The organism is Roseateles albus, from assembly GCF_028595345.1.
GTDB lineage: Bacteria > Pseudomonadota > Gammaproteobacteria > Burkholderiales > Burkholderiaceae_C > Paucibacter_A > Paucibacter_A albus.
The window spans coordinates 96,960-117,152 of the sequence record NZ_JAQQXT010000004.1; the positions used below are offsets into that span (position 1 = coordinate 96,960).

A 20,193-nucleotide genomic window follows, 5' to 3' on the forward strand; every position below is an offset into this window, starting at 1 on the left:
GGGATTTCCCGCAAGCGCGGCAGGCTTACATGGCCCCCACCGGCCACAGCGCCCACAGCCGCAGCGGCTGCTTCATACGCCCGGCCTGCTGTTCCGCTTCACCACCCCAGCCCCAGAAATAATCGGCCCGCACCGCGCCGGTGATGGCGCTGCCGGTGTCTTGTGCCATCGCCAATTTGCGCAAGGGCTGCTTGGACAGCGGCTCGGTGGCGTCCAGCCAGACCGGCGTGCCGTAGGGGATGCTGGCGCGGTCCACCGCGATCGAGCGGCCCGGCGTCAAGGCCACGCCTTGTGCACCGCGCGGGCCGATGGCCGGGTCGGGCAAAGCTTCTTCGCGGAAGAAAACATAGCGTGGATTGCTCCACAGCAACTCTTTCGCTAACGCTGGATTGCGGCGCAGCCAGTCGCGAATAAGGGGCCAGGACGCTTCGCCAGCACGCAGCTCGCCGCGCTCGATCAAGGCCTTGCCGATGGACTGATAGGGATGATCGTTATGACCGGCAAAAGCCATGCGTACCCATTGCGTGCGCCCGCTCGCGTCGCTGACGCGCAAACGCCCCGAACCTTGGATCTGCAGTACCAGCAAGTCCAGCGGATCTTCCAAAAAGGCCAGCTCATGCGCCTTCAGGCGTGCCCGCAGCGCGGCATCGGATTCGATTTGCTGGCGGGTGAAATAGGGCCGGCGCTGCATCAGGTCGGCGGGTGCTGCATGCACCGGCACCTGAAAGCTCGCTTGTGGGCGACGTGTGGCCTCCAGCATCGGCTCGAAGTAGCCGGTGAGCAGGCCGACGGCTTCGCCTTGATGCGACTCGACCCGGTAGGGGCGCAGATGCTGCATCAACCAAAGCGACGCTTGTGCGTCATCGGCGGGCGCGGCGTTGCTCTTGGCCTGCGCGCAAACCTCGGCCCAGCCTTCAGCCGGACGTGCGCAGCCGCGCAGCAGCGCCGGCCACAGCTCGGCCGCGCGGTCGCCGCCCCAGCCGGGCAGCTCGCTCCAGTCGGCCTCGACCCAGCGGGCCCGCTCGCGCAGCAGCACGGCGCGCTGGCGTGTGGGGTCACCATTGGCAGCGGGCGCGGTCGCTGCGGGTTGGCCCGCCGGGCTGGGCTGCGGTGGTTTGGGCGGGCTGCTGCAGCCGGCAACCAAGCCCCCTAGAATCGCGGCCACTGCGGCAGTCCGCCGCAGGGCGTTGAATGTGTAGATCATCGAGGTGGCCGCAGCCATGACATTGCTTTTGTTGGAGGCGCTGGGGGCCTTGTGTGTTTTCGTGTTCATCATCTGGTGGACGATGTTTTCAGGCCGCAAGGGCGGCGAGCGGCGGCTGCCGGATGAAGACGGCAGCGACAAAAAGGATTAGGGCGCTGGTGGGGAGGCATCGCTGCTGGCCTTGGGCGGCAGTAGAAAGCTGCGCGGTTGCTCGCGCAGGCGCCGCCAGATGGCCGAACTGACCCGGGCTCGGTCGGCCAAACGGATGCCGCGCGAACGCAGCGCCACCTTCAGCGCCAGGTAGAAGCTAACGCTCAGATTCAAGATGCCGGTGACCGCAATGCCGGCCACGCACCACCAAAAGTCGGCCAAGCGGAAGATGTCTGTGCCCAGCGCGCCGACGGCGGCTGCCAATTGACCGGTCGAGAGCGTGACGTGACGCACATCGAGCGGCAGCCCAATGAAGTCCAGCAGCACCGGCACCAGGCCCAGCATCATGCCCAGCGAGACATTGGCGGCGATGCCGGACACATTGTCCCGCCACCATTTGGCCCAGCGCTGGGCCCGCGAGGCGCCCAGGCGGGCGATGATGGACGGGTTCCAGGCGATGGCACTCTCCAGCCGGTGCAGTACAAACCAGTTCTCGAACCAACCCGCCACCATGGAGCTGGCAAACAGCAGCACGCCGGTGAAGGCCGCATACAGCGCCGAGGGGCCCAGCAGGGTCAGCGAATGCAGCACGTAATGTGCCGACTTTTCGCCGACCAAGGGGGCGCCGAAGAGCAAGCTGCTGAGCAATTGCACGCCCAGTACGACCGGGGCGACCACAGCCAGATTGCCCAGGATGCCGGCAAACTGCGAACGCAAGAGATTGGCCACCTCGTCGACAAAGCTTTGCAGATCGGCGTCTCGCTCGATATGTTCGAGCTTTTGCGCCATCGCCGGCGCGGTCATGGCGGGCTGCTTGGTGGCGACCGTCCAGTGCAAGAGATGGATGATCAAAAAGCTCATCGCGTAGTTGGCGCCGGCCCAAAAGCCGGTCCAAAAAGCACTCATGCCGATGGCGATGACGGTGAATTTGGCAAAAGTGGTGCCCACGATGATGGCGCCGCCGCCGGCCGCATGCTTGAGCATATGGCCATAGTCGGCGCGGTCGCGGGTGATGTAGTGCTCGCCGGTTTCGGCGCTGCGCTCGGCGACCTTGCGCGCCAGCAGCGAGTAATGGCTGGAGAACAGCTGTGTGATGCTGCGCCGCTCATGCACCACGCGCACCAGGCTGGCCAGCAAACGCGCCAGTTCGCGTTGCGGCTGCTCAGCCACCAGGCAGATCAGCAGCGCTTCGATACGTTCGATGCGGGCTTGCATCTGCTCCAAAGCGAAGACGATTTCGACCGAGACGCCATGAGCTTCCAGATGGTCGGGGATGGTGGCAGCGGCTGCGCGGCAGGCTTCCAGCAAGGCGCGCAGGTATTGCAAGGCTTGCCCGGTTTTGTCAGCGTCCCCGGCGCGCAAGGCATCGACCATATCGTCGCAGGCGCTGGCCAGTTGCTCAAAGGGCTGATTGGCCAGCAAGTCGGCGCTCATGCGTCGGCGCAGCGTGGCGGATAGACCAGAAGCCCGCACCGTGCTGACCAAGGTGGTCAGCCCGCTGAGCATGGGTGCTTGCCAGGCTTTGTTGCGCGTCTGCCCCAGCAGCACATGGCTCAGGCGTTGCAGCAATTCATCATCGAGTGCCAGCAGCCACTGCTCGTCGGCCTGCTCGGGGAAGAGCAGGTCGAACAGTTCGGCCAGGTCGGTGGTGTCGGCGGTACGCGGCAGCAAGTGCTGGCGCAGGCGGTGCACAAACTCGCCCCACAAGGCCACGCGCGGCGCGAAACCGACATCGGCAAACAAGCCGATGGCGTCCACATCGCGCCAGATCGAGGTCAATACGCCGGCGAAGGCCCGAGCATGTTCGGGGTTGCGCTCCAGCACATTGAGCAGGTGCTTGATCCGCAGCACCGGCAGCAGCGTGGTGCCGGTGCTGGCCTCATCGCGGGAAACCGGGTGACGCAGCCATTCAAGCAGGCGCGCCAGCCAGAGATTGCGTTTGGCCAGGCTTGCGCGGGGTTCGGCGGCATTCAGCAGCGCGGTCAAGTCCCAACCGGGTGCCGCTCGAAAGAGTCCGAACATCAATGCAGCGCGCCGCTGTCGGCCAGCATGAATTCAGGGACCTCGGTGTAGAAGATTTCGGCCTCCTCGGTCACGCATAGCAAGCGCCCATGCATGCTGCCTTGGGGCGTGGCGATTTGCGCCCAGCTGCTGTATTGAAATTTTTGGCCCGGCGCCAGCAGCGGTTGATGGCCGACCAGGGCCAGCCCGTCCACGGTTTGCTCGAAGCCGCGCGCATCGGTGATATGCCAGTGCCGCGCGATGACCTGGGCGGCGATGTCACCGGTGTTCTCCAAGGTGATTGCGTAGCTGAAGGCGTAGACGCCTTGCTGTGCATCGGTTTGCTCGGGCAGGACTTGCACGAGCACGGTGCATTTGATTTGCGGATTAGCCATGGCTGGATTCTAGGGGCGCCGGTAAACCCATGCCCTGGGCGGGGCGCTATGCTCCGCGGGTTCAAGCCGATCCGACCTTCAGCCATGAGTGCAACCCAACCCCTTTTCTTACCCAGCGACGGCCAACCGCGCTGTTTGTGGTGTGCCGCTGCGGCGGGTGACGCCGGCTACCTGCGCTATCACGACGAGGAATGGGGTTTTCCGGTCGACGACGATCGGCGCCTGTTTGAAAAGCTCTGCCTGGAAGGTTTTCAGTCCGGCCTGTCCTGGCGCACCATTCTGAACAAGCGGGAAGCCTTCAGGGCCGCGTTTGCCAACTTCGAAATTGAGCGGATGGCGCGATTCGATGGCGCTGATATCGGGCGTTTGCTCCAAGACGCCGGCATCGTGCGGCATCGCGGCAAGATCGAGGCGGTCATCAATAACGCGCAGCGCTGTATCGAGCTGGTCGCCGAGCAAGGCAGCTTGGCAGCCTATATCTGGAGTTTTGAGCCGGCCGCGTTGGATCAGCCGCTGATGGCTACCGAGTCGGAGGCTTCGCGCGCGCTTTCCAAGGATTTGAAGCGGCGCGGCTGGAAGTTTGTCGGTCCCACCACCATGTATGCCTATATGCAGTCCATGGGTTTGTTCAACGACCATGCGCTGGGCTGCGTCACCCGCAGCCGAGCTGATTTGGCGCGTCAGCGTTTCAAACCGCCAAAGGTCTCTGTGCGAGCCTGAGCCAGCCCTGCGCTCAGAGAAGGCGGGGCCGAGTTAAATGCTGTCAGGCCAGGCTATTCGGGCAGGCCAAGCGATGCAGCACGCCATTGTTGGCAATTCTGTCACTGCCCGGATGCAGCGACTGGGGCTGGGCCCAGCTTGATGGGCCACAACTGATCAGCCCCAAGGGGCTCAGGCTGACGGCCTCACCGCTTAGGTTGGGGATTTGGCCGCCCCAGGGTATTTCGTCGCTGAGCCAGCGGCCCGCCACGAGGTGGCGGCCAAGCATATCTTCCAAGCGAAACGCAGCGCGAGCCTCGGCGGCGGCATACTGGCCGGCTTCCACTTGCGCGGCCCAAGCGCTATTGCAAGGGGCCAACACGGTGATGGGGCCGCCGCCGCTGAGCCAGCTGCTCAGACCGGTACTGCGCAGCGCCTGAAGAAAATCGCTGTGCGCGGGACTGTCGGCCAGCAGATCCAGCAGACCGCGCTCGGCGGGGCGCAACACGCGATCGATCAGACGGGCGACGGGCCCAAGCTTTTGCCGCGGGGCGATGAGGCCAAGCGTCTGGGCATGCCGGCCCAGGGCGTCACGCAAGCGGCCGTCTCCGAGCAATTGCAGCACGCCTTGGTCGGCGGTGCGCAGCAAGGCGCCGGGGCGTGCGGCCGTCAGGGCTGAGCCGTCCATCAGCACATGACCCAATAAGAGGCGACGCAGGCGCGGCAGATCCGCACAAAGCTCAGGCCAGCTCAGTTTCAGCTCATGCAATAAATCAAGGAAGGCGCGGTCGCTGGGCACCAGCAGGGCAAGGTTGCCGGGGCTGTGCATCAGGCTGCTCAGGCCGGCGGCCTGCAGGGCCTCGCGCCAACAGCCATCGCCCAAGTCCAGCGCCGCCGGGTGCCGCAGCGCTCGCGCGGGCGGGTCCAACAGGATTGCCGCGGAAGACGCAGAGCTTGGTGATGGCAATGATTCGATCAAGCGTGAAGCAGGGCGCGCCGGCGAGGGCTGAGCGGTGTTCTTGAGCCAGTTCAACATGGTGGGTGCTTTCGATGGGTGTCTGCAGATGGGGGTCTGGAGCGACCGGAGCAGCATTAGCGATTGGCGTAAATGTGAACGATACAGTTCACATTGTCAACTATACGGTACATATTGTGAATTGTTGGTTCTCGTAAAGACTGGCTTGTATTTTTTTGTGGGCAGGCAGCCTAGAATGGCGGCATGGCAAAAACCTCCTTCCGTGAACAACAGCTGCAGCTGCGCGAAGACGCGATCGTGGCGTCGGTCAACCGTTTGCTGGCCGAAAAAGGCTTCGATCTGATGACGGTTGACGAGGTGGTGGCCGACGTCGGCATTGCCAAGGCCAGCCTGTACAAGCACTTCAACTCCAAGGAGGATCTGGCCGCTGCGGCCATGGTGCGGGTGCTGGAGCGGGCATTGGCCGAGTTGGCCCGGCTGCGCGAGCAAGACCCAGCTGCGCCTGCCCTGTCGCAACTCAAAGCGGTGGCGCGCTGGACCATGCGTGTCCAGCTAGCAGGCGAGATGCCCTCGTTGCCGGCGCAGAATTCCAGCTTGCGGGCCGCGTTGCTGGGGCACAAGGTCTATTTGGACCGCTTGATGAGCCTGTCCGACGAACTGGGCGTTTGGATCACAGCGGCGCAGGCCGCCGGCGACTTGCGGCCCGAGCTGCCTCCTGAGGTGGTGCTCTACACCTTGTTTGCCCGGGCCTGCGACCCGGTGCTGGGTTTGCTCAAGGCCGGCGGCCAATACAGCGATGAGCAGATCATCGAGATCTTGCTGCTGAGCTGTTTCGGCGGTCTCGCGGCAGCGCAGCCTCTGCTCGAAAGCGAACCCAATGCTGCGCTTGCGCCGGCGAAAAAGCGCGCGCCTGCAAGCCGTGGTCGCGCCAGTCCTTAAAATCCGCCATCGCCCAATTCAACGCGCAGGCCGCACAGGCCCCGCCATATCGCCATGAGCAAGAGCAATTTCTGTATCGCCCCCAGCCTGCTGTCCGCTGACTTTGCCCGCTTGGGCGAGGAGGTGCGCAATGTGTTGGCGGCCGGCGCCGACTGGATTCACTTCGACGTGATGGACAATCATTACGTGCCCAATCTGACCTTCGGGCCTATGGTCTGCGAGGCTCTGCGCAAGCACTCGGTCAAGCCCGACGGTACGCCCGCGATGATAGACGTGCACCTGATGGTGGAGCCGGTGGATGCCCTGGCTGTCGCCTTCGCCAAGGCCGGCGCCGACATGATCACGTTCCATCCCGACGCATCCAAGCATGTGGATCGCACGCTGCAGTTGATCAAGGCTGAGGGCAAGCAAGCCGGCTTGGTGTTCAATCCGGCCGAACCGCTGGATGTGCTGGAGTGGGTGATCGACAAGGTCGACATGATTTTGATCATGAGCGTCAACCCCGGTTTTGGCGGTCAGAGCTTTTTGCCCAGTGCCTTGAAGAAGCTCGAGCAAGCGCGCCGCATCATCGAGCAAAGTGGCCGTGCCATCCGCCTGGAGATCGACGGCGGCGTCAAGATCGACAACATCCGGCAAATCAAAGATGCCGGCGCCGACACCTTTGTGGCCGGTTCAGCCATCTTCGGCAAGCCGGACTACAAGGCCGTCATCGACGCGATGCGCGCCGAGTTGGCGCGGTAAAACCTGCCGGCACCCGCATCAGGGCGCGCTTGCTTCCGGCCCAAACATGTTCAAGACCGCCTTGTCGCCATAGAGGGACTCATAGTGCAGCGTGAGTTGCAGCCTGGACAAGAGCAGCTTCAATTCGTCTGAAGTTTTGGCGCAGCGCTTGTCTAGCGTCCTCAACACCTGCTGGCGCTGGTTGACGCGGTAGAAATGCACCAGGCTGCCGGTGCCATAGCATTCCGCCGGTTCACCCAAGGCCTTGAGCGCGTCGCCCAAACCTTCAACTGCCTTGCCGTCGACCCGGTAGTCGACGCGCAACACCTTGGCCGGGCCGAGGCCGCTGTTGAGTACATAGCTCTCCCACCGGCCGTCAGCGTCGGTGTTGATCTCTTCGTCCAGAATCGGCTGCACCATCAAGCGGTTGTGCTTTTGAATCGTGTAACCCTGCCAGAGCGAGGTGCCCAAGGCGCAGAGCGCGATGATCATCGTGCGGGCGCGAATCGCCGATATCGTGGCCCAGCGATGACCACTGCGCGGCAGCGGTGCTGCCTCGTTGTTGGATTCGGAATTGCTGCTCATGAAAGCGGCTCATGAAGATGGAATTGGGCATTATCGAGGTGCCGACCAAGAGGTCACCGCTGCATCTGCCGGGCCGAAGGCGCCCAAGCGGTAATTGCCCGGCTCTTGCAATTGCAGGCGTGAGCCTGATGGCAGGATGATGTCATCGAGCTCCCCGTCCCGCGTCAGCCACAGCCAGCCCTGGCTGACCTGCACCAGCAGGCTTTGACCACACCGCAGCTGCAGCAATTGGCTGGCGGCATTGGCAGGCAGTTTGAGCTGCTTGCACAGCGAGCCCGGTTCAGGGGTGATGTCGGTTCGGGTCAGGGTGTTGTCCATGGCATTGACTTTGCGGCCTTTGTGCCTGTTCAGCCAGCCACAGACGCCGACCAATCTGTACCGTACAGACTCTGTGTTGCGCTGGACTGTATGGTGCGGCTTGCCCATCATCTGTATTGCTCGCAATACCGGAGCCTGGTACAAAATGCGGCATGGATGATGTCTCGAACGAGGGCCCGCTGTACCTGCAGATCGCCGAACGCTTGGCGCGCGCCATTCGCGCCGGTACCTTGAAGCGGGGCGAGCGGCTGGCCTCGGTGCGTGAACTGGCGTCGCAGCAGGCGGTGTCGGCATCCACGGCGGTGCAGGCGCTGCGTTGGCTGGAGGATGCCCGGCTGATCGTCGCCAAACCGCGCTCGGGTTACTTTGTGGCCAGCCGGCCGACGGCCTTGCCCGAGCCGCAGCTGTCGCGCGCACGACCGCGCTCGCGGGTGGTGCATTTGGACGAGCTTGGACAGGAAGTTCTGCGGCAATCGGCTGTGCCGGGCCTGATCTCCTTTGGCGCGGCCTGCCCGGAGCCCGAGCTTTTTGACCAGGACCGCGTGCGCCGGGCCTTCACGAAAGTGGTGCAACGCCACCGCGAACTCCTGTGCACCTACCCGCTGGGGCCTGGGCGAGAGGAAGTACGCCGCGCTGTTGCCCGATACGCACTCGGGCTGGGATGTGAATTGCAGGCCGGCGACCTGGTCATGACCAATAGCTGCATGGAAGCGATCACGCTATGCCTGAAGGCTGTCACCAAGCCTGGCGATGTAGTGGCCCTGGAGTCGCCGACCTATTTTGGCTTTCTCGAGATATTGCAGAGCTTGCATCTGCGCGCCTTGGAAATTCCTACCCATCCGCGCCACGGTATCTCGCTGGACGCCCTGCAGCTGGCGCTGGATACGCAGGCCATCAAGGCCTTGTTGGTGGTGCCTACGCTGTCCAACCCGATGGGCTCTTGCATGCCCTTGGCAGAGCGCAAACGGCTGGCGCAGATGGTTGCCCGGCACGATATCGCCTTGGTCGAAGATGTGATCTACAACGACTTGGCTGAGCAGGAGGACAAGCGGCGCGCCGTGCGCTCTTTCGACAACACCGGCCATGTGATGCTTTGCGGGTCCTTCAGCAAGACCATGGCCCCTGGCCTGCGCTTGGGTTGGGTGGATGGTGGGCGCTGGGCGCAAACCATTCACAAAATCCAGTCGGTGCAAGCCGGCGCGCAAACAGCTGTGGTGGAGCTGGCCCTGGCCGATCTCCTGAACCAGGCCGGGGCGGCAGCAGCACTGCGGCAATTGCGCGCCAACTTGGCTCGGCGGGTTGACGAGGCGCGCAGCCTGATCGCCGGCAGCTTCCCCAGAGGAACGCGCGTCAGTGACCCGGGCGGGGGCTTCATCCTGTGGGTGGAGTTGCCGGCCGGGCTGGATGCGGTGGCCTTGTACGAGGCTTGTATGGCAGAAAACATCTGTATCGCACCGGGCTCAATGTTCAGCGCCAGCCCGCGCTTTCGGCATTGCCTCAGGCTGAGTGTGGGTGGGCGCTGGGGCAAGGAGCATCCGCAAGCCTTGTGCCGAATCGGCGCCTTGGCCACACAGATGTTGGAAGCGGCTTTGCGCAGCCGCGCAGCCTGAGGCTGCCTCAGGCTTGCTTCAGTCCGGTTCAGGCTTTTTTCAAAAACTCTGACTTCAGCATCAGGCTGACGCCGTCGATCTTGCAATCGACGTCATGATCGCCGTCCACCAAACGTATGCTCTTGGCCTTGGCGCCTTTTTTGAGCGTGATGGACGAGCCCTTGACCTTCAGGTCCTTGACCAAGATGACCGAGTCGCCATCGACCAGAATCTGGCCATTGGCGTCGCGCACGACCTTGGCGCTTTCGTCAGCTGGGGCCGCCTCAGCCGCATCGCTCCACTCATGGCCGCAGTCGGGGCAGATGTTCATTTCGCCGTCGCGGTAGGTGTTTTCAAGTGTGCAGACGGGGCAGGCGGAGGGCGTGGGCATGGTCAATGTTCGGAACAAGATGCGGGGTGTCTAATGTACGCGAGCGCAGGTTCGCTCGGCAGGTGGCGATGCCTTTCGGCACAAGTCACCGACACGCGTCATACTGCGGCTGGCAAAAATTTTGCAAGTAAACAGTCGGAGCATCATCATGACCTTGACATTGAAAACGAGCCGCAACTTGACTTCGGGCCTGCTTATCGCTTGCTCGGCCTTTGCAGCCTTGAGCTTGACCGCGACAGCGCGGGCTGCAGCGGCAGAACCGGTGGATCAAGCCTTGAAGGCCGCGATTGCCGCGCCGCATCGCACGCCTGCCAATGTGGCCCGCGACTCGGCTCGCCACCCCTACGAAACGCTGAGCTTCTTCGGCATCAAGCCGAACTACACCGTGGTCGAGTTGTCGCCAGGGGGTGGTTGGTATACCGAAATCTTGGCACCCTATTTGCGCGACAAGGGGCAGCTGATCCTGGCCGGTGACGACCCCAGCTCCGAGATTCCTTACTTCCAGCGCAGTGCCGCCCGCATGAAGGAAAAGTTAGCGGCCCTGCCGGCCGTCTATGACAAGGCGCAGGTGACGGTGTTTGCGGCCGGCGCCGGCAAGCTGGATTACGCCAAGCCCGGCTCGGCCGACCTGGTGCTGACATTCCGCAATGTGCACAACTGGATAGGCAATGGCGAAGAGAAGACGCAAGCCGTGTTCAAGAGTGCTTTCACCGCGCTCAAACCCGGCGGCACGTTTGGCGTCGTCGAGCATCGCCGCCCGGCTTCGGTCAAGCAGGACGAAAAGGCCGAGAGCGGCTATGTGCACCAGGCTTATGTGATCCGTATGGCCGAAAGCGTGGGCTTCAAGCTGCTTGCAAGCTCCGAGATCAATGCCAACCCCAAGGACACGGCTGACCACGAGGGTGGTGTCTGGTCTTTGCCGCCCAGCTACGCGCTGAAGGACAAAGACCGGGCCAAGTTCGAGGCGATCGGTGAAAGCGACCGTATGACGCTGAAGTTCGTCAAACCCTGAGTTCACACGGATGAGCAGGCCCTTGTCGAGCCGTCGCATCGCCTTCATCGGCGCCGGTCGCCTGGGCCAGACCTTGGCGCGGGCCTTCTGCTCTGCGGGCTTGGACGTCGTCGCGGTTGCTAGCCGCAGCGCCGAGGCAGCCAAGGCACTGGCGGCCCAACTACCTGACTGCCGGGCGATGTCAGCAGCCGAGGCGGTGGCGGCTGCGGATCTGATCTTTCTCACCGTGCCCGACGATGCGATCGCTTCGCTGGCCGCCGCACTGCCTTGGGGCCCGGCCAAAAGCGCCGTGCATTGCAGCGGCGCCACCGAGCTGACGGCGCTGGGGCCGGCCGCAGCGGCCGGTGCGCAGACGGGTGGATTCCACCCGCTGCAGATTTTTTCAGACCCCACGCGCGCGGTCGCCTTGCTGGCCGGCAGTGCGGTGGCTATCGAAGTTAGCGTCAACTCACCGGCCTTGGCGTCCGACTTGCATGAGCTGGCCCGTCTGCTGCAGATGAATCCGCTGCAGCTGCAGCCCGGGACGCGAGCGGCCTATCACGGTGCTGCCAGTTTTGCGGCCAGCTTTTTGCTGTCGATGCTGGACGAAGCGACGCAGGTGTGGGCGCAGATCGGCTTGCCACCGGAGGCCGCGCTGAAAGCGCTGCTGCCGTTAGCACGCGGCACTTTGGACGCGGCCGGGTCGCGGGGCTTGGCCGGCGCCTTGTCCGGCCCGATTTCGCGCGGCGACCAAGGCGTGGTCGGTGCGCATTTGCAGGCCTTCGACCGGCTCGGCGGCGCGCATGGCGAGTTCTACCGCGAGCTGGCCCGGCGCCAGCTTGGCCTGGCGCGCGCAAGCGGACGCTTGGACGAAGCCGCTTTGCAACACCTGGCCAGGCTTCTAGAATCCAGGCCATGACGCTGGACCCTGCGACGCTCTACCTGGTGCTGACCGTGGTCGGCCTCTTGATGGCGTTCTGGGTTTGTTTCATGGCCTGGGGCCAGCCTCTCGGTCATGCGCTGTGGGCCTGGGCGCTGGCGCTGCTGGCCTACACGGCAAGCCATGTCATTTTCGGCCTGCAAGCGCTGCTGCCGGAGCTGGTTTTTTTGGTCGGCGGCAGCACGGCTTATGCGGTCTCCCTGGTCTTGATGCTGCAAGCAGTGCGGCGGTTTCAGGGGGTCGAGCAGCTCAGCCGCTGGTATATGGCGCCCTTGCTGCTGGTGCCGCTCGTTTGCATAACGCTGGCGCAGCACAGCACTTTGCGGGTGGTCATCTCCGCCTTGATTTACGTCTGGCAAATCGGCCTCATCATGGCGTCCTTGTTGGACCGTAGGCAGCCCCAGCATGGCCGCGGCCGCTACATCCTGGTCGGCGCATTTGCGACCATGCTGCTGATGCTCTTGGCGCGGGCTCTGTCGGCGATGTTTGGTTTGATCGACACCCATAACCTGAGCGCCAGCAGTGCCAGCTTGGGCCCGGTCTTTTTGGTATCACTGTGCGCCGTCTTGAGCATCACGCTGGGCTTCGTCTATATGACCATGGAGCGGGCCGAGCGGCGCAACTTCGAGCTGGCGATGAAGGATATGTTGACCGGCCTGGCCAATCGCCGCGCGATCGGCGACCAACTGGCGTCCACGGTCGCCCGGGCGCAACGTCAAGGTCAGTACCTGAGTGTGTTGATGTTGGACATTGATCATTTCAAACGCGTCAATGACAGCTACGGGCACCAAGCCGGCGATGTGGTCCTGCGCAGCGTCGCCCAGGCCTTGCAGAGCCGCTTGCGAGCACAAGATCAGATCGGGCGCTTCGGCGGCGAGGAGTTTTTGGCCATCCTGCCCGACACCAGCTTGGACGGTGCGCTGGTGCTGGCCGAGGCGCTGCGCGTGGCCGTCGAGGCGACGCCGACCCAGTGGGGCGCCCACCGTATTGCCACCACCATCAGCATAGGCGTGCGCGGCGGTGCCATCACCGGCAGCGACACGGCGGACAGCCTGGTGGCGTCCGCCGATGCGGCGCTGTATCGGGCCAAGCAAGGCGGGCGCAACCGGGTCGAGGTGGGCCACGCGCTGGTGCTGCCGTCGGCCTTTGATCTGGCGCCAGCCAATGCCTCAACGCTGGCCCCCGCACATGACATGAATAGCGAGGCCTGAGCACTATGTTTACCGTCTACGGCCTCAATGGGCGCATCTTCAGCGGCAGGCTGGAAGGCCTGCGTGAGCTCAGTGCCGTGCAGTCGGTGGCGCGGGTGCGGGCGGTTGAGGCCGTCACAAGGCGCGGGGACGACGCAGCAAGCGGTGTGATTCTGGCCGGGCCAGCGCCCGACACTACCTTGGCCGCGCTGGGCGGCGCGGAGCCGGCGCCACGGGCCGCCATTGCCGCCTACACACAGGCGCAGGCACTCACCGTCGACGGCGGGGCCGAGCGACGCGTCTTGAGTTGGGTCGAGCAGTTGATGAGCCTGGAATTGCACACGGTGCCGCTGGCCTCGACCGTGGCGCAGGGCTTGGCCATACTCAGCCAGGCCCGCGTCGGCCAAGCGCCGGTGGTGAATGAGCAGGGCCGCTTGGTGGGCCTGCTTTTGCGGGCCGACCTGTTGCCGGGGCCGGCTAACTTTCAAGATGCGCAGGCTTGGAGCGAGTGGTTGGCCGCACCGGTGTCGGCCGTGATGTGGAGCCCGGTGCCGGCGGCAAGGCCCGACACGCCGATCCGGGAAGTGGCTCAGGCCCTGCTAGAGCTGCGTCTGCCGGGCCTGCCCGTGGTGGACGACCGGGGCGATATGCTGGGCTTTCTATCTCGCACAGATATTCTGCGAGCCTTGACGCGCGAAGCGCCCTTGAATCTGTGGAGCTGAAGCCTTGGCTTATTGCCAGGTCAGCGGATTGATCCGGTAATAGTCGCTCAACACGCCGTAGAGCGCCGGGTGCTGCTGGGCCAGATCCAGCGGTCGCTCGAAGAACAACTCGCTGCTGACGGCAAAAAACTCTGCCGGGTCTGTAGCGCCATAAGCGTCAATCAGGCTCGGCTCACCTGTGCTTAGCCGAGCGCGCAAGGCGTCATATTCGTTTTGCATCACCGTCGACCAGACCCGGTAGGCCCGTTTATTGGCCAACTGTGGCGCGCCATTGGCATGTCCCTTGGCTTGATCGAGTTGGTGGGCGAATTCATGGATGACCACGTTGTGGCCATCATCCGGGTCGGCAGCACCGGCCTGCACATCGCGCCAGGACAGCAAGACCTGACCCTGCACCCAGCTCTCACCGGCCAGGGCGCGGCGCTGCTCCATCTGCACACCGCCCGCCTGATTGACCGGCCTGTCCACCACAAACGCGCCCGGGTAAAGCAGGATTTGCTTCAGCTTGGGGTAATAGCCGCGGCGCGCGCCCAAGAGCGGCAAGCAGGCCTGGGCGGCGATGCTGACGCGCATTTCATCGGTGACCGTCAGGCCGCCGCAACCCAAGATGGGTTTCTCGGCCAGAAACACCTGGATATCCTGCTTCAGGCGCATTTGCAGGTTGGCCGGCAGGCGCTGGAACAAGGGCAGGCGCCGCCGCAAAATGCGCCGCCAGGCTTGGGGGAAGGGTTGTTCCCGCAGCTTCTGGCGGCGCCGGCGCTGCAATAGCGGGCCGCCGGCCAGCCAGCCTATCAGGCCCAAGCCAAAGGCGATGGTGAGCAACAGTGGCAGGGCGTTGATGTCCATGGCTCACCACATGGGCGCGTTTGTGTTGATTGCAAGGGTGACTCAATGCCTTAGGCTTGGGGCCATGCAAAGCCCCAGCTCACTCACCAAAGCGCGGCCACTACAGGCTTGGCAAGTCATCGTGGGCGGCATCTGCGGCCTGATTCTGACCATAGGCTTGGCGCGCTTTGCCTACACGCCCTTGCTGCCCTTGATGCAAGCGCAGGCGGGCTTGTCCGATGTGGCAGGCGGTTGGCTGGCTTCGATCAATTACCTCGGCTATATGAGCGGCGCGCTGCTGGCCGCCTGGATTGATGATGCCCGGCTGCGCCAGCGCCTCTACAGCTGCGGGCTGATCTTGAGCTTGGTTGTCACCGCACTGATGGGCCTCAGTGGCAACTTCTGGGTCTGGGCCCTATCGCGTTACCTGGGCGGTTTGTGCGGCGCGGCTGGCATGTTGCTGGGTTCCGGCCTGGTGCTGAATTGGTTGATGCGCCATGGTCGCCGGCCCGAGCTGGGCCTGCATTTCACTGGCCTGGGGCTGGGCATTGTGGTGTCGGCGCTGGGCGCCTTTGTGATGAGCGGGCTGTTGATGACTTGGGCGCAGCAATGGTTGGGCTTTGCGAGCCTGGGTCTGCTGTTTTTGCTGCCTGCCTGGCGTTGGCGGCCGCCAGTGCCGCCCACCCTGACCGGCACACATGCGGCGCCGAGTGCCCCGTCGAGGCGCTGGATGGGTTTGATGACCTTGATGTATTTTTGTGCCGGTTGGGGTTTTGTGATCAGTGCCACCTTTACCGTCGCCATCGTCGAGCGCCAACCCTTGCTGGCGGGCCAAGGCCCCTGGGCCTGGGCGCTGGTGGGTCTGGCCGCAACGCCGGCGGTGTTCTTGTGGGACAAGCTGGCCCGCCGCTGGAGCGAGCTGACGGCCTTGCTGCTGGCTTTCGCGCTGCAGACGCTGTCGGTGCTCTTGCCGGCCTGGTCCAACAGCCTGGGCGCCGCGCTGGCGGGTGCTTTTTTGTACGGCGCAACCTTTATCGGCATTGTCAGCCTAACTTTGGCCTTGGTCGGCCGCCGCGCCCCCAACAACCCCGGCAAGGCGATGGCTAGGCTGACGCTCAGCTACGGCTTGGCGCAGGTCTGTGCGCCGGCTTTGGCTGGGGCTATGGCGCAGGCCAGCGGCAGCTATCGCGGCGCGCTGTGGATCACGGCGGCGGTGCTGGCGCTGGGTATGGGTCTGCTCCTGGCGCTCAGGCGATTACCGGCAGAGCCTTGAGCTTGAGGCGCCTCATGGCAGTCCGTGACCCCGGGTCCGGCTTCAACTGTCCTTGGGCGCTGGCTCTGCCTTGGCGGCGGCCGGCGCTCTGTCCTCGGCGGCTTGTTTTCTTCGCTTGGCAGTTTTGTCCTTGCGCTTTTCTTCGGCCGCGTCTGCCGCTGCTGCCCATTGCTTGAACTCGGCCGGCGTCTCCAGCGTGATGCGCCCGAGTATGCATTGGCGGAACTCATAAATCAGCACCTCGGCGGCTTTTTGCAAATTGACGCGGCCGCCGCTGAGCATGGCGCCGCGTTTGCGGCCGATGGCGGTCAGTAACTCCTCGTCGCTCAGGCCGGCCACGTCGCCGAGCTTGTAGCGCTCTTCCACCTGGCCGGCATAGTGCTGGCGCAAGCGTGCCAATAGCTCCAAGGCCACCTCTTCTTCTTCAAAGGCATTGCGGCCAATCGCGCCGCTGGCGGCCAGGTTGTAGCCGCTTTCTTCGATCGTGATGCGCGGCCACAGCATGCCGGGCGTGTCGAAGAGGTAGAAATCATTCTCCAGCACGATCTTCTGTTCGATCTTGGTGATGCCGGGCTCGTCGCCGGTCTTGGCGATGCGCTTGGTCGTGATGGTGTTGATCAGCGTGGACTTGCCCACGTTCGGAATGCCGCAGATCAACACCCGCACCGGCTTGACCATGCCACCACGCAGCGGCGCCAACTCGCGGCAGGCCTTGATCAAAGCTTGGGCGGGCGCTTTGATCGAGGCGTCCAGGCCAATCGCCCGCGTGTCGGGCAAGGCGTTGTAATGGTCCAGCCACATGGCGGTGCGCTCGGGGTCGGCCAGGTCTTGCTTGTTCAGCAGCTTGAGCGTGGGCTTGCCCTCGGTCAGCTTGGCCAGCAGCGGATTGGCGCTGGAGCCGGGCAGGCGCGCGTCCAGCAGCTCGATCACCACGTCGAGGCCGGCCTTCATGCGATCGTTGATCGCATTGCGGGTCGAGTTCATATGCCCGGGGAACCAGTGGATGGCCATTGTTCTTGTGTCTTTCTAAAGCGCGAGCTCGTTGTCGCAGGCTGTCGCGGCCAGGTGGCCGGACGAATTCAAGACCCGATTGTCGCGGGTCGGCGCCTGAAACATTGCTTACCTGTTGTTGCACCGTTGCCGCGCTGCCGCTGCAAGATGGTGGCACAGGTAAAAAAGAGAGGCGCCCCCAATGGGCTAGGCCTCGCTCCTAAGGCTCAAAGAGGTCAGGGGGTTTCAGAGTGAGTGAGGTCCATCATGCGTTTCGAAGGCAATCTGACGATCTGGCATATTGATCGAGGCTATGGCGCGGTCACGCCCGATCAAGGCGGGCAAGAACTGTTTATTCACGTCTCGGCCTTCCCGCCCGAGGGGCCGCAGCCGGTCGTGGGTGAACGGCTGAGCTTCGAAGTTGTGAGCGGACGCAACAATCAGAAACAGGCCTGCCGTGTGCAGAGACTCAAATCCAGCAAGGCAATGCCGCCGGCCTTGACGCCTGCGCGCAGTCACGCGCGGCGGCCGCCGCTTAAATCGGAGCGCCCGACCTTGGCCTATGTCTTGCTGGGTTTGGCGCTGGCTGCCGGCGTGCTGAGCTGGTTTGAGTTCAGCCAAGCGGATGGGCGGCACTTCGCCCGCTTGGTGAACAGCAGCACTACCTTGCGTTGAGCCTGTACCGTCGGTCGGTTCAGTCCGTGTGCTTGCCCCAGGGCAGTGAAGCGGCCTTGCGGTCCGCGCCCTTGCGGGTGCGCAGTACCGCATCAAAAGCCTGATTGGCGCCGTTGACGACGCTGGTGAGCAGACCCACGACGTCCTCTTGGCTGAGTGCATCGGCATCACGCCGAAACTGTTTGATGGCCATGGCCAGCATCTCGCGCGAGACCGCCGGGTGAGTGACGACCACCGCCTGCATCGCGTTGAAAAGATCGGGGAAACGCCCGCACAAGGCCTTGATGCGGCGCAATGACTGGGCCGGCGTGCTGCGCCCGCCTGGGGCGATCCAGCTCAACTCCTCGTCGGCTGCCTTGAGGCTGAGCTCAAGGCAGCGGATGCGGGTCAGCAGGTATTCGGTATCGCGCGCCTCGACCGCTTGCAACTCGGCCTCGTCATCGCTCTCGGCCTCGAAGTAGCGCTGATGCACCATGGTGGCCAGGGCGGCCTCCAGTTCGGGCAGGGTGAGGCGGCGTGCTGCATCCATAGGGGCTGTGGTCTAGCGACTTGATCGCTGTATTTCGGCCTCTGGGTGCTGGACTTGAGCGCCCGGCAATCAATCTTCGTTATTGAACACCAGCTTGACTTCGTGCGACTGCTTTTCGCCGCTGGCTTCAAAGCGCCAGTCCATCAAGGCGCGGGTGACGGCCTTGTCGAAGACCTTGCGCGGCTGCGCTTCCAGGATGTCAACGCCGGTAACGGCGCCTTCCGCATCAATCGACATCTTGGCCTTGACCACACCATTGGAAACCGAGGCCTTGGCGGCTTCGGCTGGAAACTCGGGCGGCACCTTTTTCATGATTTTTGGCGCGGCCGCTTGGGCGCTGAAGGCTAGGGCCAGGCCGGTGCAGAAGAGGGTGGCGGCGCGTGTCAGGGTCGAGCTTGTAGTCTTGGACATGATGATTTTCTAGAACAGGGAAAGGAAAAAAGGGGAAGCGAAATAAAAGGAGTGCAGGCCTTAGGCCAAGGCGTCGGCCGCGCGGAAGAAGCCAACGGCGTCCAGCAGGCGGGAGGAACTGTTCTTCAAGGCGTCGGTGGAGCGACCCAGGTCGTCTACCAGCGTGGTGTTTTGCTGAGTGGCACGGTCCAACTCGTTCATCGCGTTATTGACCACGCCCACACCGGCCGCTTGCTCATGGGCGGAGTGCGAGATTTCCTCGATCAGCTGGCCCATATTGTTGACTTCGTCGACGACGCTGCGGATGGTGATGCCAGCGTTGTTGACCAGGGCGGTGCCGTTCTCGACCTTGACCGAGGATTCCTGGATCAAGACCTTGATTTCTTTGGCCGCCGAAGCCGAGCGCGAAGCCAGGGCGCGCACCTCGGAGGCGACCACCGCGAAGCCACGGCCATGTTCGCCTGCGCGTGCAGCTTCCACCGCCGCGTTCAGCGCCAGGATATTGGTTTGGAATGCGATGCCGTCGATCACGCCGATGATGTCGCCGATCTTCTTCGAGCTGGCGCTGATGTCTTCCATCGTCGCAACCACTTTGGAGACGACAGCGCCACCCGCCGTTGCGGACTGGCGGGCCTTGGTTGCGATGCCGGCGGCCCGGCGCGTAAGGTCGCTGGCGCCGTTCAAGTTGGCGGCAATCTGTTCCACCGAGGCGGCAGTGTTTTGCAGGCTGGCGGCGGAACGGGCGGTGCGGTCGGACAGATTGACATTGCTGTCGGCGATATCAGACGAGTTCTGCACCACTTCGCCGGCGGCTTCGCTGACGCTATTGACCACGCCCGACAAGGCGCGCTGCATTTCCTGCATCGCGCGGAGCATCTGCGAGAGTTCGTCCTGGCCATGTGCCTGAATGACTTGCGTGAGGTCGCCGGCGGCGATGGCTTCGGCAGCGGCCTGCGCTTGCTGTGCCGGCAGCACGATGGAGCGAGCAATCACCAAGCCGCCGCCGATGCCGATCACCGCTGCGACCGCCACCAACACTGCGGTCAGGAGTACCGAGGAGCGCGCCAGCTCGCCGCCACTGACGGCCAGGTCACGCGCGGCGTCGAACTGCAGGTCGACCAGGCCTTTGAGGCCGTCTTGATAGCTTTGCTGGGCCGGGCGCACGTCGGTGATCAGGCTCTCGCGTGCCTCGTCCGGGCTGCCGTCCTTTTGAATCTTTTGGAACTTGGCCACGGCGGCGAAGAACTTGGCCTGGTTGGCCCGCACTTGACTGATCAGCTCTTTTTCCTTGCTGCCGTCGAGGCTTGCTTCCAAGGCGCTCAGCTGCTTTTCACTCTCTTGCAGCGCGCCTTCGATGGCGGCTTTTTGCTTCTTGATCTGGCGCGCTTCGTCGAGCAGCAGCAGGTCGCGGGAAGCACGTGCGATCACATTGACTTGACCTTCTAGCCCATTGGCCGAGGCAATCTTGACCAGGCTGATATTGGCCGTGTGGTCCAGATCCTTGGCCAGGTGGCTGGCGGTGCCGGCGCCGTAGCTGCCAATCGCGACCAGCAGCAAAATCAGCAGGCCATAGCTGACCGCCAGGCGCTGGCTGATGCGTAGTTTCGTCAGTAGATTCATTTATCGGGACCCTCGTCAACGATTGTTTCTTTTTGGCGCCTTCGGCACCTCTTCGGCAAT

Annotated in this window: 23 protein-coding genes; 11 read left to right on the forward strand and 12 right to left on the reverse strand. The window is 63.7% G+C overall.

Annotated features, from left to right (window positions below):
- Positions 1-25 precede the first annotated feature (25 nt).
- A complete protein-coding gene (gene mltA, locus PRZ03_RS07890; RefSeq protein ID WP_273599783.1) occupies positions 26-1,222 on the reverse strand; it encodes a murein transglycosylase A in 1,197 nt (398 codons plus the stop codon).
- Here mltA and PRZ03_RS07895 point away from each other — a divergent pair.
- The gene (locus tag PRZ03_RS07895; RefSeq protein WP_263533659.1) at positions 1,221-1,355 is read left to right on the forward strand and encodes a hypothetical protein; all 135 of its coding nucleotides are present in this window, start codon (positions 1,221-1,223) and stop codon (positions 1,353-1,355) included. The genes mltA and PRZ03_RS07895 overlap by 2 nt on opposite strands.
- Here PRZ03_RS07895 and PRZ03_RS07900 read toward each other — a convergent pair.
- Together PRZ03_RS07900 and apaG are read right to left on the reverse strand one after the other, a co-directional pair.
- Positions 1,352-3,376, reverse strand: a complete 2,025-nt coding sequence (locus tag PRZ03_RS07900) for a site-specific recombinase (protein ID WP_273599784.1) — start codon at positions 3,374-3,376, stop codon at positions 1,352-1,354. The two genes, PRZ03_RS07895 and PRZ03_RS07900, sit on opposite strands and share 4 nt — an antisense overlap.
- Positions 3,376-3,750, reverse strand: a complete 375-nt coding sequence (apaG, locus tag PRZ03_RS07905) for a Co2+/Mg2+ efflux protein ApaG (protein ID WP_263533661.1) — start codon at positions 3,748-3,750, stop codon at positions 3,376-3,378. Before apaG ends, PRZ03_RS07900 begins: the two co-directional genes overlap by 1 nt.
- Before the next feature lie 84 nt (positions 3,751-3,834).
- On the opposite strand from apaG, the gene PRZ03_RS07910 reads away from it, so the two are divergent.
- On the forward strand, positions 3,835-4,470 hold the full coding sequence (locus tag PRZ03_RS07910) for a DNA-3-methyladenine glycosylase I (RefSeq protein ID WP_273599785.1): 636 nt from the start codon (positions 3,835-3,837) through the stop codon (positions 4,468-4,470).
- A 43-nt stretch (positions 4,471-4,513) separates the two neighbouring features.
- Here PRZ03_RS07910 and PRZ03_RS07915 read toward each other — a convergent pair whose 3' ends face one another.
- Complete coding sequence (locus PRZ03_RS07915; RefSeq protein ID WP_273599786.1) at positions 4,514-5,485, reverse strand: fasciclin domain-containing protein; 972 nt, start codon at positions 5,483-5,485, stop codon at positions 4,514-4,516.
- Positions 5,486-5,668: 183 nt separating this feature from the next.
- Here PRZ03_RS07915 and PRZ03_RS07920 point away from each other — a divergent pair, with 183 nt between their 5' ends.
- On the forward strand, positions 5,669-6,364 hold the full coding sequence (locus PRZ03_RS07920) for a TetR/AcrR family transcriptional regulator (protein WP_273599787.1): 696 nt from the start codon (positions 5,669-5,671) through the stop codon (positions 6,362-6,364).
- Positions 6,365-6,418: 54 nt separating this feature from the next.
- A complete protein-coding gene (rpe, locus tag PRZ03_RS07925; protein WP_273599788.1) occupies positions 6,419-7,105 on the forward strand; it encodes a ribulose-phosphate 3-epimerase in 687 nt (228 codons plus the stop codon).
- Positions 7,106-7,123: 18 nt separating this feature from the next.
- Here rpe and PRZ03_RS07930 read toward each other — a convergent pair whose 3' ends face one another.
- Together PRZ03_RS07930 and PRZ03_RS07935 are read right to left on the reverse strand one after the other, a co-directional pair.
- Complete coding sequence (locus tag PRZ03_RS07930) at positions 7,124-7,669, reverse strand: hypothetical protein (RefSeq protein ID WP_273599789.1); 546 nt, start codon at positions 7,667-7,669, stop codon at positions 7,124-7,126.
- A gap of 30 nt (positions 7,670-7,699) precedes the next feature.
- A complete protein-coding gene (locus tag PRZ03_RS07935) occupies positions 7,700-7,987 on the reverse strand; it encodes a DUF2917 domain-containing protein (RefSeq protein WP_273599790.1) in 288 nt (95 codons plus the stop codon).
- A gap of 152 nt (positions 7,988-8,139) precedes the next feature.
- On the opposite strand from PRZ03_RS07935, the gene PRZ03_RS07940 reads away from it, so the two are divergent.
- Complete coding sequence (locus PRZ03_RS07940) at positions 8,140-9,597, forward strand: aminotransferase-like domain-containing protein (protein WP_273599791.1); 1,458 nt, start codon at positions 8,140-8,142, stop codon at positions 9,595-9,597.
- Between the two features lie 28 nt (positions 9,598-9,625).
- Here the strand turns inward: PRZ03_RS07940 and PRZ03_RS07945 are convergent, their stop codons facing one another.
- A complete protein-coding gene (locus PRZ03_RS07945) occupies positions 9,626-9,967 on the reverse strand; it encodes a zinc ribbon domain-containing protein YjdM (protein ID WP_273599792.1) in 342 nt (113 codons plus the stop codon).
- 148 nt (positions 9,968-10,115) lie between these two features.
- Here PRZ03_RS07945 and PRZ03_RS07950 point away from each other — a divergent pair, with 148 nt between their 5' ends.
- The 4 genes from PRZ03_RS07950 to PRZ03_RS07965 are packed head-to-tail and all read left to right on the forward strand — an operon-like array spanning position 10,116 to position 13,810.
- Positions 10,116-10,979, forward strand: coding sequence for a class I SAM-dependent methyltransferase (locus PRZ03_RS07950; protein ID WP_273599793.1), 864 nt, complete (start codon positions 10,116-10,118; stop codon positions 10,977-10,979).
- Between the two features lie 10 nt (positions 10,980-10,989).
- Complete coding sequence (locus PRZ03_RS07955; RefSeq protein ID WP_273599794.1) at positions 10,990-11,877, forward strand: Rossmann-like and DUF2520 domain-containing protein; 888 nt, start codon at positions 10,990-10,992, stop codon at positions 11,875-11,877.
- A complete protein-coding gene (locus PRZ03_RS07960; RefSeq protein WP_273599795.1) occupies positions 11,874-13,109 on the forward strand; it encodes a GGDEF domain-containing protein in 1,236 nt (411 codons plus the stop codon). The genes PRZ03_RS07955 and PRZ03_RS07960 overlap by 4 nt, the downstream gene beginning before the upstream one ends.
- Positions 13,110-13,114: 5 nt before the next feature.
- The gene (locus PRZ03_RS07965) at positions 13,115-13,810 is read left to right on the forward strand and encodes a CBS domain-containing protein (RefSeq protein WP_273599796.1); all 696 of its coding nucleotides are present in this window, start codon (positions 13,115-13,117) and stop codon (positions 13,808-13,810) included.
- Positions 13,811-13,819: 9 nt separating this feature from the next.
- Here the strand turns inward: PRZ03_RS07965 and PRZ03_RS07970 are convergent, their stop codons facing one another.
- Positions 13,820-14,656, reverse strand: a complete 837-nt coding sequence (locus PRZ03_RS07970; protein ID WP_273599797.1) for a M90 family metallopeptidase — start codon at positions 14,654-14,656, stop codon at positions 13,820-13,822.
- Between the two features lie 64 nt (positions 14,657-14,720).
- Here PRZ03_RS07970 and PRZ03_RS07975 point away from each other — a divergent pair, with 64 nt between their 5' ends.
- Positions 14,721-15,908, forward strand: a complete 1,188-nt coding sequence (locus PRZ03_RS07975; RefSeq protein ID WP_273599798.1) for a YbfB/YjiJ family MFS transporter — start codon at positions 14,721-14,723, stop codon at positions 15,906-15,908.
- Positions 15,909-15,950: 42 nt separating this feature from the next.
- On the opposite strand, the gene ylqF is transcribed toward PRZ03_RS07975, so the two are convergent.
- Positions 15,951-16,919, reverse strand: coding sequence for a ribosome biogenesis GTPase YlqF (gene ylqF, locus PRZ03_RS07980; protein ID WP_273599799.1), 969 nt, complete (start codon positions 16,917-16,919; stop codon positions 15,951-15,953).
- A 246-nt stretch (positions 16,920-17,165) separates the two neighbouring features.
- On the opposite strand from ylqF, the gene PRZ03_RS07985 reads away from it, so the two are divergent.
- On the forward strand, positions 17,166-17,573 hold the full coding sequence (locus tag PRZ03_RS07985; RefSeq protein ID WP_273599800.1) for a cold-shock protein: 408 nt from the start codon (positions 17,166-17,168) through the stop codon (positions 17,571-17,573).
- A gap of 19 nt (positions 17,574-17,592) precedes the next feature.
- Here PRZ03_RS07985 and PRZ03_RS07990 read toward each other — a convergent pair whose 3' ends face one another.
- The 3 genes from PRZ03_RS07990 to PRZ03_RS08000 all read right to left on the reverse strand — a co-directional run bounded on the left by PRZ03_RS07990 (position 17,593) and on the right by PRZ03_RS08000 (position 20,133).
- Positions 17,593-18,102: a hypothetical protein gene (locus PRZ03_RS07990; RefSeq protein WP_263533679.1), complete on the reverse strand. Its 510-nt coding sequence runs from the start codon at positions 18,100-18,102 to the stop codon at positions 17,593-17,595.
- A 69-nt stretch (positions 18,103-18,171) separates the two neighbouring features.
- The gene (locus PRZ03_RS07995; protein WP_263533680.1) at positions 18,172-18,513 is read right to left on the reverse strand and encodes a TonB family protein; all 342 of its coding nucleotides are present in this window, start codon (positions 18,511-18,513) and stop codon (positions 18,172-18,174) included.
- 60 nt (positions 18,514-18,573) lie between these two features.
- Complete coding sequence (locus PRZ03_RS08000; protein ID WP_273599801.1) at positions 18,574-20,133, reverse strand: methyl-accepting chemotaxis protein; 1,560 nt, start codon at positions 20,131-20,133, stop codon at positions 18,574-18,576.
- Between the last annotated feature and the right edge of the window lie 60 nt (positions 20,134-20,193).